16 protein-coding genes are annotated in these 16,032 nt (G+C 38.9%); 13 read left to right on the top strand and 3 right to left on the bottom strand.

The window, feature by feature from the left end:
• Positions 1-51: 51 nt before the first annotated feature.
• The gene (locus QUF91_RS25840) at positions 52-1,212 is read right to left on the bottom strand and encodes a class I SAM-dependent methyltransferase (RefSeq protein ID WP_289419802.1); all 1,161 of its coding nucleotides are present in this window, start codon (positions 1,210-1,212) and stop codon (positions 52-54) included.
• A gap of 178 nt (positions 1,213-1,390) precedes the next feature.
• Between QUF91_RS25840 and putP the strand changes: the two genes are divergently transcribed.
• From putP to QUF91_RS25820, 4 genes are all read left to right on the top strand, one after another.
• Positions 1,391-2,878: a sodium/proline symporter PutP gene (gene putP, locus QUF91_RS25835; protein ID WP_285399031.1), complete on the top strand. Its 1,488-nt coding sequence runs from the start codon at positions 1,391-1,393 to the stop codon at positions 2,876-2,878.
• Positions 2,879-3,013: 135 nt separating this feature from the next.
• Positions 3,014-4,300, top strand: a complete 1,287-nt coding sequence (gene hflX / locus QUF91_RS25830; protein WP_289419801.1) for a GTPase HflX — start codon at positions 3,014-3,016, stop codon at positions 4,298-4,300.
• 410 nt (positions 4,301-4,710) lie between these two features.
• Positions 4,711-6,198: a peptide MFS transporter gene (locus QUF91_RS25825; RefSeq protein WP_285399028.1), complete on the top strand. Its 1,488-nt coding sequence runs from the start codon at positions 4,711-4,713 to the stop codon at positions 6,196-6,198.
• An 87-nt stretch (positions 6,199-6,285) separates the two neighbouring features.
• Positions 6,286-6,435 (top strand): hypothetical protein, encoded by a 150-nt coding sequence (locus tag QUF91_RS25820; protein ID WP_289419800.1) that lies wholly within the window; start codon positions 6,286-6,288, stop codon positions 6,433-6,435.
• 26 nt (positions 6,436-6,461) lie between these two features.
• On the opposite strand, the gene QUF91_RS25815 is transcribed toward QUF91_RS25820, so the two are convergent.
• Together QUF91_RS25815 and QUF91_RS25810 are read right to left on the bottom strand one after the other, a co-directional pair.
• On the bottom strand, positions 6,462-6,683 hold the full coding sequence (locus QUF91_RS25815; protein WP_289419799.1) for a hypothetical protein: 222 nt from the start codon (positions 6,681-6,683) through the stop codon (positions 6,462-6,464).
• Positions 6,680-7,210 (bottom strand): cell envelope integrity protein TolA, encoded by a 531-nt coding sequence (locus tag QUF91_RS25810; RefSeq protein ID WP_289419798.1) that lies wholly within the window; start codon positions 7,208-7,210, stop codon positions 6,680-6,682. The genes QUF91_RS25815 and QUF91_RS25810 overlap by 4 nt, the downstream gene beginning before the upstream one ends.
• 231 nt (positions 7,211-7,441) lie before the next feature.
• Between QUF91_RS25810 and QUF91_RS25805 the strand changes: the two genes are divergently transcribed.
• From QUF91_RS25805 to QUF91_RS25765, 9 genes are all read left to right on the top strand, one after another.
• Positions 7,442-8,587 carry a M20 peptidase aminoacylase family protein gene (locus QUF91_RS25805; RefSeq protein ID WP_289419797.1) on the top strand — a complete coding sequence of 382 codons (1,146 nt, stop codon included), beginning with the start codon at positions 7,442-7,444 and terminating at the stop codon, positions 8,585-8,587.
• Complete coding sequence (locus tag QUF91_RS25800) at positions 8,587-9,411, top strand: GNAT family N-acetyltransferase (protein WP_285395046.1); 825 nt, start codon at positions 8,587-8,589, stop codon at positions 9,409-9,411. Before QUF91_RS25805 ends, QUF91_RS25800 begins: the two co-directional genes overlap by 1 nt.
• A gap of 22 nt (positions 9,412-9,433) precedes the next feature.
• On the top strand, positions 9,434-10,540 hold the full coding sequence (gene menC, locus QUF91_RS25795) for an o-succinylbenzoate synthase (protein ID WP_285395044.1): 1,107 nt from the start codon (positions 9,434-9,436) through the stop codon (positions 10,538-10,540).
• An 80-nt stretch (positions 10,541-10,620) separates the two neighbouring features.
• The gene (locus QUF91_RS25790; RefSeq protein ID WP_285395042.1) at positions 10,621-11,673 is read left to right on the top strand and encodes a YkvI family membrane protein; all 1,053 of its coding nucleotides are present in this window, start codon (positions 10,621-10,623) and stop codon (positions 11,671-11,673) included.
• Positions 11,674-11,946: 273 nt separating this feature from the next.
• Positions 11,947-12,897 (top strand): ABC transporter permease, encoded by a 951-nt coding sequence (locus tag QUF91_RS25785; RefSeq protein WP_285395049.1) that lies wholly within the window; start codon positions 11,947-11,949, stop codon positions 12,895-12,897.
• Positions 12,890-13,843, top strand: coding sequence for an iron chelate uptake ABC transporter family permease subunit (locus QUF91_RS25780; RefSeq protein ID WP_289419796.1), 954 nt, complete (start codon positions 12,890-12,892; stop codon positions 13,841-13,843). The genes QUF91_RS25785 and QUF91_RS25780 overlap by 8 nt, the downstream gene beginning before the upstream one ends.
• Positions 13,840-14,601 (top strand): iron ABC transporter ATP-binding protein, encoded by a 762-nt coding sequence (locus tag QUF91_RS25775; RefSeq protein WP_285395039.1) that lies wholly within the window; start codon positions 13,840-13,842, stop codon positions 14,599-14,601. Before QUF91_RS25780 ends, QUF91_RS25775 begins: the two co-directional genes overlap by 4 nt.
• 65 nt (positions 14,602-14,666) lie before the next feature.
• A complete protein-coding gene (locus tag QUF91_RS25770) occupies positions 14,667-15,677 on the top strand; it encodes a siderophore ABC transporter substrate-binding protein (protein WP_289419795.1) in 1,011 nt (336 codons plus the stop codon).
• Between the two features lies 1 nt (position 15,678).
• The gene (locus QUF91_RS25765; protein ID WP_289419794.1) at positions 15,679-15,993 is read left to right on the top strand and encodes an antibiotic biosynthesis monooxygenase family protein; all 315 of its coding nucleotides are present in this window, start codon (positions 15,679-15,681) and stop codon (positions 15,991-15,993) included.
• Positions 15,994-16,032: the final 39 nt, after the last annotated feature.

Here is a 16,032-nt window from a genome sequence, read left to right as displayed (position 1 = left end):
CTCGCGGAAGGAGCGTGAATACCCGCGCCTACCCACAAATACCGCGATATTTTACAAGTAAGCCTTTAACTCATTTGCTAAAAACGGCTTGGCATTTAGCAATTTTAAAAACGCATCATAGTTAGCACGCTGTTCGGAACTTGGCTTTTTACCGGTCTTATATGCTCGAATTAGAATGTTTTTCGGTGTATTTTCCATATCGATGAACTCCAGCAATTTGGCCTCGTAGCCAACGAGTGATAAAATTTCTGCTCGGATTGAGTCGGTTGCGAGTGCTGCGAAACGTTCTCGTACAAGACCGTGCTGAAGCATGATATCAAGTGACGGTGTGTGAAGCTGGCGATTTAGCTCGTGCTGGCAACAAGGAACACTTAAAATTACGCTCGCTCCCCATTTTACAGCGCGGGCTAATGCCATATCTGTGGCAACATCACAGGCGTGAAGCGTCACCACCATGTCCACAGCTGACTCATCGTTATAATCATTAATATCTCCTACTAGAAATTCGAGTTGCTCATAGCCTAAATCTTGTGCAATTTGTGAGCATTCTTCAATGACTTCTTTCTTTAAATCTAAACCAGTGACACGAATATCTAAGCCTTTTTCAATTTTTAAATAATGGTATAGGGCGAACGTTAAATAGGATTTGCCTGAACCAAAATCTAAAATACGAACCTGACGATCCTTTGGCAAATATGTTAATGCATCATCAATAAATTCGATGAAGCGGTTAATTTGTTTAAATTTATCGTATTTTTGTTTTTTTATTTTGCCTTCTTCTGTTTGCACCCCAAGACGAATTAAAAAAGGATATGGCTTATCCTCTGCCAGTAAATAGTTTTTCTTGCGATTATGCGCTAAATCTACTTGCTTTGGAGTCGAAGATTTATCAGATTTCCATAGTACTTTGTTCTTTTTTGATAACTGAACTTGTACTTTTTCATCCATAAAATCAACATGTGCTTGACGGAAATCGTTAAAAAATGCTTCTAGCTTAGCGGGGAATTTTTCTAATAAAATGTTTTCGTGTTTTAAAATACGTTCAAATTGGTATTCAATTTGTATATGGTAAACATCCTTTAGCAATAAAGGCTTTAGTTTGATGCGTTTTACTTCGTTTGATTTCAAACGGGGTTGACTGATTGTAGCAGTAACGAGCTGCTGTTGTAATATTCGCTCCATAAGCTGAGCTTTCATTTCTTCAAATGACATATATTTCGCCTTCTTTACCGTTTAATAGATGGCACTAGTTTAACACATTTTTCATAGTACAATGTTACTTTACAATGTGGAATTAGTTTTCTGAATGATTATAGGTTAATTTGTATATTTGTGGTATTTTTATTAAAGAGTTCTTAAAGAAAATTAACAGGGAAAGAGGGGGAGCAATATGTCGGCAAACATGTATCAATTACTTGCGATTATTATTTATATGGTTGCTATGTTAGGAATCGGTTGGTATGCATTTGTTAGAACATCGAATTTAACGGATTACATGCTTGGTGGGCGTTCACTAGGGCCTGCTGTCACGGCGCTGAGCGCAGGTGCAGCAGATATGTCTGGCTGGCTGTTAATGGGTTTACCAGGTGCAATCTATTTATCTGGAATTGTGGAGGCCTGGATTGCCATTGGTTTAACAATCGGAGCGTATTTGAATTGGCTATTGGTAGCACCAAGACTACGTGTATATACACAAGTTTCTAATGACTCAATTACTATTCCGAGTTATTTAGATAATCGTTTACGTGACAACACAAAGTTAATAAGAATTGCGTCAGGTATTATTATTTTAATATTTTTTACATTTTATGTATCCTCAGGAATGGTTGCAGGAGGCAAATTTTTTGATAGTTCATTTGGCTATGAATACCATACTGGCTTATTAATTGTATCTGCAGTTGTTGTGGCATACACATTGTTTGGTGGGTTTTTAGCGGTTAGTTATACAGACTTTTTACAAGGTCTCATTATGTTTTTAGCGCTTATTACTGTACCGCTATTTGGATTGTCTTTAACAGGTGGAATTGGAGACACTATTGCATCTATTAAAGCTGTAAAACCTGAACATCTGAGCTTATTACCTACGACTGCAACTGCAGCATTAATTATTTCTTCAGTTGCATGGGGACTAGGTTATTTTGGACAACCACATATTATCGTGCGCTTTATGGCTATTAGTTCAGTAAAAGAAACAAAGCAAGCGCGTCGTATCGGTATTGGTTGGATGATGTTAAGTTTATTCGGAGCGATTGCAACAGCTTTGGTAGGTGTGGCTTATTATGAGCAAAATGCAGGTGAGTTAAAGGACGCTGAGACAGTATTTATTGTACTTGGCCAAATCTTATTCCATCCATTTATTGCAGGAATCATGCTAGCTGCCATTTTAGCTGCTGTTATGAGTACAATTTCATCGCAATTAATTGTTACTTCATCAGCGCTTGTAGAAGACATTTACAAAGCTTTGTTTAATAAAACGGCAGACGATAAGCATTATGTCTTTGTTGGCCGTGTCGCTGTGTTAGTTGTAGCTATTATCGCAGCGATTTTAGCATGGAATCCAGACAGTTCTGTTTTGAGCTTAGTGGGCTTTGCTTGGGCTGGCTTTGGTGCAGCATTCGGTCCAATTATACTGCTGTCCCTATATTGGAGAAAATTAACGAATTACGGGGCCCTCAGTGGAATGGTTGCAGGTGCCGCAACAGCCTTTATTTGGGGGAAAATAAAGTTCTTATCTGAGACATTGTATGAGATTGTTCCAGGCTTCTTAGTATGCTTACTCGTGGCGGTTGTTGTCAGCATTTTGACGTATAAACCGAATAAAGATATTGAAGATGAATTCAATCGTACTGTAGTTTTACTAAAAGAAGAACGGAAGTAAATGAATGAAGTGCGCCTTTTGCAAAGAAGGCGCATTTTTTCGATATACATGTTAAACGACACGAAATAGGGCATTATATGGTAAGATGGAGAAAATTTGTCGTAGTAGTGTCAGGGCATTGGGGGAGGTTCGTGGATGGATAGAATTAAGGAAGTAGATATTTTATTGGAAAAGGCTATTTTAGTTGGCGTAAATTTACGGAATGATGAGCATTTTGATTATTCAATGGAGGAGCTTAAAAATTTAGCTGAGGCTTTAAATGTAGAAGTTGTCGGCATAGTCACACAAAATTTAGAGCGCATTACGCCTTCTCATTATGTTGGTACTGGTAAAATTGAAGAAATAAAAAACTTTTATGATGAAGCACAAGCAAATTTAGTAATTTTTAATGATGAATTATCACCTTCACAAATCCGCAATTTAGAGCGTGATTTAGAGACGAAGGTTATTGATAGAACGATGTTGATTTTAGATATTTTTGGACGTCGCGCTAAAACACGTGAAGCACAGATGCAAGTTGAATTAGCACAATTGCAATATATGCTACCGCGTTTAGTCGGCTTACATGCGTCTCTCAGCCGTCAAGGTGGTGGCACAGGAGGCGGATTTAAAAACCGTGGTGCTGGTGAGACAAAGCTAGAGCTAGACCGTCGAAAAATTGAGGATCAGATTTCGAAAATAAAGAAGGAGCTAGAACATGTAAAGGAGCAACGAGAGACGCAGCGTAAACAACGACGCAAAAATGCTGTCCCTGTCGTTTCGATTGTTGGCTATACGAATGCTGGTAAGTCAACCATTATGAATCAGTTACTTACGAAAATAGGGCAGGAAGATCATAAACAAGTGTTTGAAAAGGATATGCTTTTTGCCACACTTGAAACATCTGTCCGTCAAATAGAATTGAACGATAATAAGACATTCTTATTAACAGATACAGTTGGCTTCGTTAGCAAATTACCACATCATTTAGTGAAAGCATTCCGCTCAACATTGGAAGAAGCTCGCGATGCCGACTTATTGCTACATGTTGTAGATGTTTCAAATGCTGAGCATGGCTTTATGATGGAAGTAACAAATGAAACGCTTAAAGCAGTTGGTGTTGAGGGAATTCCGACAATTTATGTTTATAATAAAGCGGATATAGCAAACGTCCCATACCCTGTTGTCAGCGGTGATAATATTTGGATTTCAGCGAAGCAAGCGATTGGATTAGAGGAATTACTCCAAATGATCCGTCACCATATTTTCTCGGATTATGTAACATGTAAAATGCTCATTCCGTATGAACAAGGAAATATCGTATCTTATTTAAATGAATATGCATCTGTCTATGAAACAGCGTATGAAGAAAATGGTACGCTGTTAACACTAGAGGTAAAAGAAGCGGATTATGCGAAATATCAGCAATATGTAATTAAATAATCAATGACGTTTAAAAGTATGCAAGAAGCACTTCACTTCTTGCATATTTTTTTTTGAAAAAAGCATAATGAAGATAGCAGATTTATATCGCATTACATGAAATTTAGGTTAATCCTAGCTTGTTCGTTAAAAGAAAAAATAATCTGATTATAAAATATTTTAGAATAATTTTTTGTTAATTTGTAATTTAGGTGGTTTCGAAAAGTGAGGGAACTTAGGGATATCAAGGGTTTTGATATAAAAGCAGAAAAAATATTCTTAATTTATAGAAAAATGATAAATTTCCAACATTTTTTAAAACTCTTGAAAAAGTTTTTAAAACGCTTTAGTATGATGAAACATAGTTATTTATCCTTATTAATGGGTAATAATATTTTTATTGAATAATGAAATTGGGAGAGGGTATTTTTATGTCTACTAAAGATGAAATTGTTAAATCCGTCCCTCAAAATGGCTTTGTCGGACACCCTAAAGGGCTCTTTACATTATTTTTCACAGAATTTTGGGAACGATTCTCATACTACGGTATGCGAGCAATTCTGATTTTCTTTATGTACTATGAATTGAATGAAGGCGGTCTAGGTCTAGATCGTGGAACAGCGAACTCCATTATGGCCATCTACGGCTCACTTGTCTATATGTCTGGGATAATTGGTGGCTGGATTGCCGATCGACTGTTAGGTACACGTAGAACTATTTTTTATGGTGGCGTGTTTATTATGATTGGTCATTTACTGCTAGCATTACCTGGCGGTGTGGGCATGTTATTTGCTTCAATGGCCTTTATTGTTATCGGGACAGGCTTATTAAAACCGAACGTTTCTAGCGTTGTTGGAGATATTTATGCTGAAGCTGATAATCGTCGTGATGCAGGTTTTTCAATTTTCTATATGGGTATTAACATGGGGGCATTCATTGCACCATTTATTGTCGGAACAATTGGACAAAAGTATAGTTTCCACCTTGGCTTCGGTGTAGCAGGGTTAGGGATGTTAATTGGTTTAATTGTTTATAAATTAACAGAGAAAAAATATCTAGGCGTAGCAGGCTTACAAGTAAATAATCCATTAAAGCCTGAAGAGCGTAAAAAAGTCTTTACACAGTTTGGAATTGCGGCCTTACTTATCATCATAGCAGGTGGTATTGGCATTAAAACTGGTGTATTGACAGTGGATGTTTTTAGTTTAATCATTACGGCTCTTGGGGTTATCATTCCAACAGTGTTCTTTTTTGTCATGTATCGTAGTGAAAAAACAACAAAAGATGAGAAGTCTCGTCTACTTGCATATATTCCGTTGTTTTTATCAGCAGTGATGTTTTGGGCAATCCAGGAGCAAGGCGCTACAATTTTAGCTACGTATGCTGATTCACGTACGCAGTTGAATATTGGTGGCTTCCAGCTTCAATCTTCATGGTTCCAATCATTAAACCCGTTATTCGTCATTACGATGGCGCCGTTATTTGCAACGTTATGGTTAAAATTGGGTGATAAACAACCATCTACACCACGTAAATTTGCATTTGCGTTATTCTTCGCAGGATTATCATTCTTAGTTATGATGATTCCAGCATATTTATCAGGTGGAGAAACATTGGTAAGTCCTTGGTGGTTAGTACTGTCATTCTTCTTAGTTGTAATTGGGGAGCTATTATTATCTCCAGTAGGATTGTCAGCTACTACAAAATTGGCTCCAAAGGCTTTTGCTGCACAAACAATGTCACTTTGGTTTTTAACAAGTGCCGCAGCGCAAGCTATTAACGCACAACTTGTTAAGGTTTATGAAGCGGTAAGTGAATTCACGTACTTTGGCTTCTTAGGTTTCTTATCTATTGTTTTAGGGATTATAATATTAATACTTTCGCCGATTATTTCAAAAGCAATGCGAGGTATTAACTAATAAAAAGATGTGAGTACAGTTATTAAAATAGCTGTACTTGCATCTTTTTTGTATTATGGGGCATAAAAAATTAGAAGAGCTGAAGTGATGGAAAGAACCATTAGAGCGAAGGATAGAAGAAGCCGAACGACGGATGAAGAGCCAAAACGACGGAAAGCCAACGAAGTGACGGAAAGAAGAGATGAAGTGACGGATAGAACCAATGGAGCGACGGAAAGAAGAACTGGCGACGGATAGGACTACCGAATCGACGGAAAGAAGAGTCAAAGCGACGGATAGAACCAAGGAATCGACGGAAAGAAGAGCTGGCGACGGATAGGACTACCGAATCGACGGAAAGAAGAGGTTAAGTGACGGATAGAATCAAGGAATCGACGGAAAGAAGAGGCTGAGCGACGGATAGCCAACGAGGCGACGGAAAGAAGAGTCAGAACGACGGAAAGAACCAATGGATCGACGGAAAGAACCATTAAATAGAGCATCATAAAGCATCACGTCCTTTAAAATGCCCTCGTGACCAACATATTGTTGCAGCCGCTCCGCTTTCGCCGCTCCGCTTTCGCCGCTCCGCTTTCGCCGCTCCGCTTGCCGCTCCGCTTGCCGCTTCGCTTGCCGCTTCGCTTGCCGCTTCGCTTGCCGCTTCGCTTGCCGCTTCGCTTGCCGCTTCGCTTGCCGCTCGCCGCTTCGCTTGCCGCTTCGCTTGCCGCTTCGCTTGCCGCTTCGCTTGCCGCTTCGCTTGCCGCTTCGCTTGCCGCTTCGCTTGCCGCTTCGCTTGCCGCTTCGCTTGCCGCTTCGCTTGCCGCTTCGCTTGCCGCTTCGCTTGCCGCTTCGCTTGCCGCTTCGCTTGCCGCTTCGCTTGCCGCTTCGCTTGCCGCTTCGCTTGCCGCTTCGCTTGCCGCTTCGCTTGCCGCTTCGCTTGCCGCTTCGCTTGCCGCTTCGCTTGCCGCTTCGCTTGCCGCTTCGCTTGCCGCTTCGCTTGCCGCTTCGCTTGCCGCTTCGCTTGCCGCTCCACTTACACACAAAAACCCATGTTGCTCCAATCAGCTCATCGAACACCTAAAGATAGCGCCGAGTCGGAACGAAAGGAATCCTGAGTTATGAGTGCGCTCCATTTATTTACAGCCTGGAAGAGATTGATTTTGCCATGTAGTAGATTTGCTGAATGTGGGTATAAGTTTGTAGAAAAGATTTTATTTTCGTTATAATAATCTCAATAGTATGAAAAATAGAGGGGTTGTTCGCTATGAAGGAAGCTTTAAATCGTTTGAGGCCAAGATTAATGGAGATTTTCACGTATTTACATGCGAATCCAGAAATAAGCTGGCATGAGGTAGAAACAACAAATTATATTTTTGATTTACTAACACGTGAAGGTTTTTCGCCAATCCGCTTTAAAAACATTCCAGGGCTTTATGTTGATGTGGGAAATGGTGATCCTAAAGTTGGTTTGCGTACGGACATGGACGCATTATGGCAAGAGGTAGATGGTGAGTTTCGTGCGAATCACTCCTGTGGGCATGACGGACATATGACGATGGCAATCGGTGCTCTATTACTTTTGAAAGAGCTTGGTCAATCATTCAACGGTACAATTCGTGTCATTTTTCAACCGGCTGAAGAAAAAGGAACAGGTGCTTTATCTGTTTTAAAAGAAGGAATCATTGATGATTTAGACTTTTTATTTGGTGTCCATGTAAGACCTGTGCATGAGCTTGAAGACGGTACATATTGTGCTGCATTGTACCACGGGGCCTCTCGGATGCTTGAAGGAGAAATTATTGGAGAAGATGCCCATGCTGCAAGACCGCATCTCGGTGTGAATGCCATTGAGGTAGGGGCAACTATTATCGAAGATTTAAGAACGATTCATACAGATCCAATGGTTCCTGTATCTATTAAGATGACAAAATTCCAAGCAGGAGGGGAATCTGGCAATATAATTCCTGGGAATGCATCGTTCACCATTGATATACGAGCTCAGCAAAATGATGTAATGGGTGCACTTGCACAAGGAGTAAAGCGAGTAATTGACTCCTCTAAGCTTTTGCATAAGGTGCAGATTGAATTACGTACTGTAGCAAATGTAGTGGCAGCTGAGGTAGACCCAACTGCTCAATATATTATGGAACAGGCAATTGTCCAAGCGGTGGGACTGTCGAAACTACGAAAGCCAGTGCGTACACCGGGAGGAGAAGATTTTCATCATTATGCTGTTCAACGACCGCATTTAAAATCTACAATGTTAGGTTTAGGTTGTGGGTTAACACCAGGACTACATCATCCAAAGATGAAATTTAAGCAGGCAAGGCTAGTAACGGGAGTTGAAATCCTTACAAGAGCGGTATTGTTAGCATTGGGGTCAGGGAATACAAAGGAGGAATCAGCATAATGTTAGAAAGAGTGCGTATTCAAAAAATAATGACACCTACAGAGATTGCAGAGGTACAAATCTTGAACGTGAAAATTTGGGGGAGTCAGGCTATTCCATTGCATCAATTGTTAGCAGCTGTACAAAATGGTGGACTAGTGCTTGGAGCATATTTGGGTGAAAAGCTGATTGGCTTTAATTATTGTTTTGTTGGTTGTCGTGAAGGGATGATGTATTTGCACTCACACATGATTGGTGTGGAGAAAACATATCGTGAACAAGGTGTAGCTGAATTATTAAAGCATGCCCAGCAGGAATATGCAAGAGAACACGGGTTTCAGCTTGTGCGTTGGTTATTTGATCCGCTAGAAGCACGTATGGCTAATTTATCATTTTTGAAGCTAAATGCTTTTAGTTATCAATATGAAAATGATTATTATGGCCCGCTTCAGGATGATTTTAACGAGGGGCTACCTTCAGATCGTATTGTGGTAGAGTGGTGGATTGAACGTAATCAAGTGGAGGATTCCTTGGATGAATTGGAAGAAGAAGCTGAAGAAATTGTGCCTTGGTCTTTGACGGTGGACGGCTTACCTGTGCTCGATATTGAAGGTGAATTTCAACGAGATCAATCATTTTATAAGGACGCCTATTTATTACCTATCCCTCAACTTTTACAAAAGATGAAAGTAGAGAGCCCTAAGCTTGCAGGGGACTGGCGTTATAAAGTTCGTACTATTTTAACGACATTATTTGAACAAAATTATGCGATTGTTCGGATGAAAAAGCACAATGAATATGTGCATAGCTATCTGTTAGTCAGACGCTCCTTACTAGCTTTATAATAAGGATAAGGAGTGAAATTTTGTGAAACTAGAACAGATTACAGTGAGACATATAAAAATGCCTATGAAAGCGCCATTTTCAACGAGTTTCGGAACAATCGATGAAAAAGAGTTTTTACTTATAGAAGCGATAGATCAATCAGGAACTGTAGGATGGGGAGAAGCTGTTGCCTTTGTAGCGCCTTGGTATACGGAGGAGACATTAAAAACAACATGGCATATGCTTGAAGACTTTTTGATACCCATCTTGTTACATAAAGAGATTGGGCATCCAGATGAAGTCAGTACGTTATTTTCCTCTATTCGTCGTAATTGCATGGCGAAGGCTTCTATTGAAGGGGCTATGTGGGATATCTATGCTCAACAAACAGAACAATCACTTGCACAAGCGTTAGGCGGAGATAAGGAGCGAATAGAGGTAGGCGTTAGTGTAGGTATTCAATCTTCTACAGAAGCATTAATTGAGTTATTAAAAGGTCATGTAAATAAAGGTTATAAACGAGTCAAAGTGAAAATTAAGCCTGGTCACGATGTGGAAGTTATTCGTGCTATTCGAGCTGAGATGCCAGATTTGCCATTAATGGTAGATGCAAATTCCGCTTATACATTGAACGATATGAATGTATTGCAGCAACTTGATGCTTTTAATTTATTAATGATTGAGCAGCCGTTAGCTGTAGATGATATTGTCGACCATGCTAAGCTTCAGCGAAAGTTAAAAACGCCTATTTGCTTAGATGAAAGCATCACCTCCTACGAAGATGCTCGAAAAGCGATAGAGCTTGGTAGTTGTGGTGTAATCAATATCAAAATAGGACGTGTTGGCGGTTTAACGGAAGCTAAGAGAATTCATGATTTATGTAAAGAAAATAATATTCCTGTTTGGTGTGGTGGTATGTTAGAGGCGGGAATCGGACGAGCGCACAATATTGCATTAACATCACTAGCTAATTTTATTCTACCTGGGGATACTGCAGGATCTAGTCATTATTGGTATGAGGATATCATTTCACCTGAAGTGTTTGTAGAGGATGGTTATATTCATGTACCACAAACGATTGGAATTGGATATACACCTAATATGCAGGTTATTGATAAGTTAACATTCAACAAGAAGGTTTATCAATAAAATGAAACTACTATCCAGAGGGGGGGACCACAACCCCTCTGGATAGTAGTTGAATACGGGATAAACGAGGAGAGAAGTGATTGAAAAAAAGTTTGCAAATCGGTGGTGCCTATGTAGGAATTATCGTCGGTGCGGGATTTGCATCAGGACAGGAAATCGTACTATATTTTACGAGCTATGGCTTTCATGGAATTTATGGCGCACTAATTGCTACAATTGGATTTGCTTTAGTAGGAATGTGTATTGCACAAATTAGCTCAAGGCTGCGTACGACATCACATAAGGATTTGATTTATCAAATTTCAGGTAATACTGTAGGCTTTGTGATGGATTGTTTACTGTCGCTCTTCTTATTCGGTGTAGCAGTAATTATGTTTGCAGGAGCGGGTGCTACGTTTCAACAAATGTTTGGACTGCCAGTTTGGCTGGGGAGTATTTGTATGATTGTACTTACTATAGCGACAGTTATGATGAATGTGAAAAGCATTATCAATATTATTGCTATTGCCACACCGTATTTGCTAACAATTGTATCGATAATTGCGGTCTATTCATTGGCTACGATGGATTTAACTTTTGTAGAACAAGCTGTTATAGCGCGGCAAGCACAGGTAAGCTCTAAAAGTTGGTGGGTTACGGCATTATTGTATATGTCTTTTAATATCGGTGTATGTTTTTCGCTTTTAACTGTTATGTGTGGATCTATTCGCAATGAAAAGGTGGCGGGGATGGGAGGCGTTATTGGTGGAATTTTGCTAGGAGCTTTAATTCTGCTTATTAACCTTTCCCTTCTTGCAAAAATGAATGTAATCGTTGGTATAGATATACCGATGTTAGTCTTAGCAAATGAGATTCATCCTCTAGTCGGTCTACTAATGTCAATTTCTCTATTAGGGATGATTTATAATACAGCGGTGGGGATGTTCTATTCATTTATGGTAAGATTTTTAAAACCAAGTAAGCCTAGTTTTAAGGTAGCTGCCGTCTTTATCGGTGGTTTGGGCTTTTTAGCAAGTCTTGCCGGCTTTACGACGCTTGTAGCAAAGTTATATGCTGTCATGGGGTATGTTGGTTTTATATTAGTAGTTTTTATTGTTGTTGCATGGCTAAGAGGGGTTCGACAAATGGCATAATTGATAAGGTAATTGAGAAGGAATTAGTATTTTATTCTCAATTACCTTTTTATTTGAATAAAAAATGTAGAAATATTCAGCTCCGAAAATGATAGAAATCCCGGATATACCTTTATTGGATTGTGATTTTATATAAAACGAGAATAATTCTCAATTGTAGGTTGACTGAGAATGGAAAGATGCTTATAATGAGAATCGTAAGTAATGATAATCATTTTCATTAGAGGACTTGAGGATCAGTTACGAGCAAAAATGAATCTACCGGGGATTACAATGAAAATAAGATATCTTTTAATAGCAACTGTAGTGTTGTCAATTGTGTCACTATTTATCGGTGTAGTAGATATTAAACCTAGTGACCTTTTAGACTTCGAATCAGAAGAAACTAGACTATTCTTGATTAGTCGTATACCGAGACTTGTAGCAATTTTGTTAGCAGGTGCAGGTATGAGTATTGCTGGTTTAATTATGCAAAGCTTAAGTAGGAATAAGTTCGTGTCACCAACGACAGCAGGTACTCTAGATGCTACTGAGTTGGGTGTGCTAATTTCGATGATGTTTTTCACAAACGTCACGTATTTTCAAAAAATTTCCTTCGCCTTCATATTTGCTTTTGCCAGCACACTATTGTTTATGCAAATATTAAATCGAATAAAGTTTAAAGACGCGATCTTTATACCGCTTATTGGCTTAATGTTTGGGAATATCCTTTCGTCGATTACAACGTTCTTTGCGTATAAAGCGGATATTATCCAAAACATTTCTGCATGGTTACAGGGGAATTTCTCATTAATGATGAAAGGTCGTTACGAGCTTTTATACATAAGCGTACCCGTGCTGATTATAGCTTACATTTATGCGAATCGCTTCACAGTGGCTGGAATGGGGGAGGATTTTGCAAAGAACCTTGGACTCTCCTATAAATTCGTTGTGAATTTAGGTTTAGTGTTAGTAGCACTTATTACAACGACAGTGGTGCTTACTGTTGGTGTAATTCCATTTCTTGGTTTAATCATTCCAAATATAGTTTCCTTGTTCAGAGGGGATAATCTCGCTAAGACATTGCCTCATACAGCATTACTCGGTATGTTGTTCTTATTAATATGTGACATTATAGGGCGTGTGCTGATTTTCCCTTATGAAATTCCGATTAGTATGACGGTCGGCGTCATCGGAAGTGCGATCTTCCTAATTATGTTGTTTAGGGGGAAAGCTTATGCGTAACCGTACAAAAATGTTGATATTACTAGGGCTAGCTGTAGCTTCTATTTTACTGTATGTATTTTATGAACTTAATGGTAACTACCATTATGCGTTCCCTCGTCGCCTTATTAAAGTGGTTGCGATGTCGTTAACGGGGATTGCGATTGCTTATTCAACAGTGGTCTTCCAAACGATTACACATAACCATATTTTAACGCCAAGTGTAATGGGACTTGATGCATTATATATGTTGGTTCAAACGTTCACCTATTACTTCTTTGGCTCTATGTCGATATTCGTCATTAATGCCAAATACAATTTCTTACTAGCTGTTTTAGCTATGATTGTCTTTGCGTTAATTTTTTATCTTGTATTGTTCAAGGGAGGAAAACGACCGATTTATTTCTTGCTGCTGGTCGGTATGATTGTCGGAACATTTTTAGGAAGCGTATCAACGTTCCTCCAAGTGTTAATAGACCCGAATGAATTTTTAAGCTTACAAAGTAAAATGTTTGCAAGCTTCAACAATGTGAATTCGGATTTAGTGTGGCTTGCGGCTGTTGTTATCATCATTACCTTCATTTATGGTTGGCGTCACATGAACCAATTAGACGTAATGTCTCTTGGTCGTGATACAGCCATTAACCTAGGGGTACCATATGATAAGCTTGTACAGCGTATGCTCATAGTATCGTCGGTGTTAATCGCCGTTTCTACAGCTCTTGTTGGGCCTATTACGTTCTTTGGCTTAATTGTGGCAAATCTATCATATCAATTTTTTAAGACGTACAAGCACTCTGTGTTAATCACAGGTTCTTGTGTGATGAGTGTTGTTGCTTTAGTCGGTGGACAGTGGATGGTCGAACGTGTTTTTAACTTCGATACAACACTAAGCGTTATTATAAACTTCGTAGGTGGCGTGTACTTCATCTACTTATTATTGAAGGAAAGTAGGTCAGCAGGATGATCCAAGTAAAAGAAATATCCAAGTATTTTGGAAAAAAACCGGTCATTCAAAATGTCAGTGTCGACGTTGCACCAGGGAAAATTACGTCTTTTATTGGACCGAATGGCGCAGGTAAATCAACATTGCTTTCAATGGTAAGCCGTTTACTTAATGCAGACACTGGAGAAGTATTACTCGATAAATCGGATGTACGTCGTTGGAAATCGGATGATTTTGCGAAGCGTGTATCGATTTTAAAACAGTCAAACTATATGAATGTACGCCTAACAATTCGTGAACTTGTTTCATTTGGTCGTTTTCCTTATTCAAAAGGGCATTTAAAGCCAGAGGATGAGCAAAAGGTAGATGAGGCACTTCAATATATGAATTTAGATGATCTTCAGCACAATTATTTGGATGAATTATCAGGCGGTCAACGTCAACGCGCATTTATTGCAATGGTTATTGCACAGGACACAGACTATATTTTGCTTGATGAGCCACTCAACAATTTGGACATGAAGCACTCTGTGCAGATCATGAAAATTTTGCGTAAGCTGGTTGATGAGCTAGGGAAAACGGTTGTCATCGTATTACACGATATTAACTTTGCTTCCGTATACTCTGATCATATTGTCGCATTAAAAAATGGACGTATTGTCAAAGATGGTCCAACAAATGACATTATTAACTCTGATGCGCTTAAGGAAATCTATGATATGGATATCCCTGTTCAAGAACAGAATGGTTGTCGTATTTGTGTGTATTTTAACTCATAGAAGTGATAATGGATGATTATATCCATCTGAACTATAAATAATAATTATAAAGGAGCAATTATACAATGAAAAATTGGAAATTACTTACTGTATTAATGGCAATGATGCTATTAGTATTAGCTGCTTGCGGCTCAAAGGACGATGCAAAAAAAGAGGATACAAGTTCTAAAACTGATAGTAAGCCTGCTGAAGAGCAAAAGGAAGAAGCTTCAGCTTACCCAATCACAATTCCAGGTAGCACTAATGGTGAAGATACATTTAAAGAAGTAACTCTTAAGAAAAAACCAGAAAACGTAGTAGTATTTGACTTTGGTTTCCTTGATACTTTAGATGCTTTAGGCGTTAAAGTTGCAGGTCTTCCTCAAAAAAATGTTCCAAACTATTTAAGCAAATATACTGATACAACTTATGTCAATGTTGGTGCTTTAAAAGAGCCTGATTTTGAAGCATTATCTTCTATGAAACCAGATATTATTTTCATTTCTGGTCGTCAAGCACCTGCTTATGAAGAATTATCTAAAATTGCGCCTACTGTATACGTTGGTGTAGATAACGCTAATTTCATGGAATCATTCAAAGCTAACACGGAATTAGCTGGTAAAATTTTTGGTAAAGAAAAAGAAGCTGCTGATGCATTTGCTGCATACGAAGCAAAAGTAGAAGAAGTTAAAGCTAAAACAGCTTCATCTAAGGATAAAGCTTTAATCGTTTTAGGATCTGAAGGTTCATTATCTGCATATGGTTCTGGTTCACGTTTTGGTGTAATTCATGATGTCTTTGGTGTAAAAGCTGCTGATGAAAACATTAAAGCTGAAACACATGGCGACGATGTAAGCTTCGAATATGTCCGTGAGACAAACCCAGATATTTTATTTGTTGTTGACCGTGACTCTGCTGTAAATCCAAAAGGTGAGTCTGGTACGAAAGCTGCGATTGAAAATGAAATCGTTGGGGCTACTAATGCTGCGAAAAACAATAAAATCTTCTATTTAGATTCACAAGTTTGGTATTTATCTGGTGGCGGTTTAATTTCTGAAACTCAAAAAATTGATGACGTTTTAAAGGCGTTTAACTAATATGTTTGTACAAATTAAACGTATTGTCGTTACGGAAGAGCATTCGGATAAGATTGTTGAGCGCTTTGGAGCAACGGAAGATGGTCCAACATTGCTTGAACAACAACCAGGTTTTATTGATAAGCAAGTACTTGTAAAAAAAGTACGCCGTGGTGATGAGGAAGTGCTAATTGTGGTTCGTTGGGAATCAGAAGAGGCATGGGAAAATTGGGAGAAGAGCCCTGAGCATATTGCTGGTCATAAAGCAAGTGCAGGTATACCGAAACCCGATTACGTTATCGAAAGCGGTCAAGAAGTTTATTATGTAAAAGGTTGAAAATTAGAGGTGTCTCAAAATTCATTTGAGGCACCTCTT

Source organism: Lysinibacillus sp. G4S2, from assembly GCF_030348505.1.
Lineage (GTDB): Bacteria > Bacillota > Bacilli > Bacillales_A > Planococcaceae > Lysinibacillus.
The sequence above is the reverse complement of the archived record's forward strand: the minus strand, read 5'-3'. Positions and strand labels throughout refer to the sequence as shown.

Bases quoted from the DNA above. Each gene is read 5' to 3' on its own strand.
- putP (WP_285399031.1), top strand. From the start codon at position 1,391: ATGTCGGCAAACATGTATCAATTACTTGCGATTATTATTTATATGGTT.
- hflX (WP_289419801.1), top strand. From the start codon at position 3,014: ATGGATAGAATTAAGGAAGTAGATATTTTATTGGAAAAGGCTATTTTA.
- QUF91_RS25780 (WP_289419796.1), top strand. From the start codon at position 12,890: ATGCGTAACCGTACAAAAATGTTGATATTACTAGGGCTAGCTGTAGCT.
- QUF91_RS25800 (WP_285395046.1), top strand. From the start codon at position 8,587: ATGTTAGAAAGAGTGCGTATTCAAAAAATAATGACACCTACAGAGATT.
- QUF91_RS25825 (WP_285399028.1), top strand. From the start codon at position 4,711: ATGTCTACTAAAGATGAAATTGTTAAATCCGTCCCTCAAAATGGCTTT.
- QUF91_RS25770 (WP_289419795.1), top strand. From the start codon at position 14,667: ATGAAAAATTGGAAATTACTTACTGTATTAATGGCAATGATGCTATTA.
- QUF91_RS25840 (WP_289419802.1), bottom strand. From the start codon at position 1,212: ATGTCATTTGAAGAAATGAAAGCTCAGCTTATGGAGCGAATATTACAA.
- QUF91_RS25815 (WP_289419799.1), bottom strand. From the start codon at position 6,683: ATGATGCTCTATTTAATGGTTCTTTCCGTCGATCCATTGGTTCTTTCC.
- QUF91_RS25820 (WP_289419800.1), top strand. From the start codon at position 6,286: ATGGAAAGAACCATTAGAGCGAAGGATAGAAGAAGCCGAACGACGGAT.
- QUF91_RS25805 (WP_289419797.1), top strand. From the start codon at position 7,442: ATGAAGGAAGCTTTAAATCGTTTGAGGCCAAGATTAATGGAGATTTTC.
- QUF91_RS25775 (WP_285395039.1), top strand. From the start codon at position 13,840: ATGATCCAAGTAAAAGAAATATCCAAGTATTTTGGAAAAAAACCGGTC.
- QUF91_RS25765 (WP_289419794.1), top strand. From the start codon at position 15,679: ATGTTTGTACAAATTAAACGTATTGTCGTTACGGAAGAGCATTCGGAT.
- QUF91_RS25785 (WP_285395049.1), top strand. From the start codon at position 11,947: ATGAAAATAAGATATCTTTTAATAGCAACTGTAGTGTTGTCAATTGTG.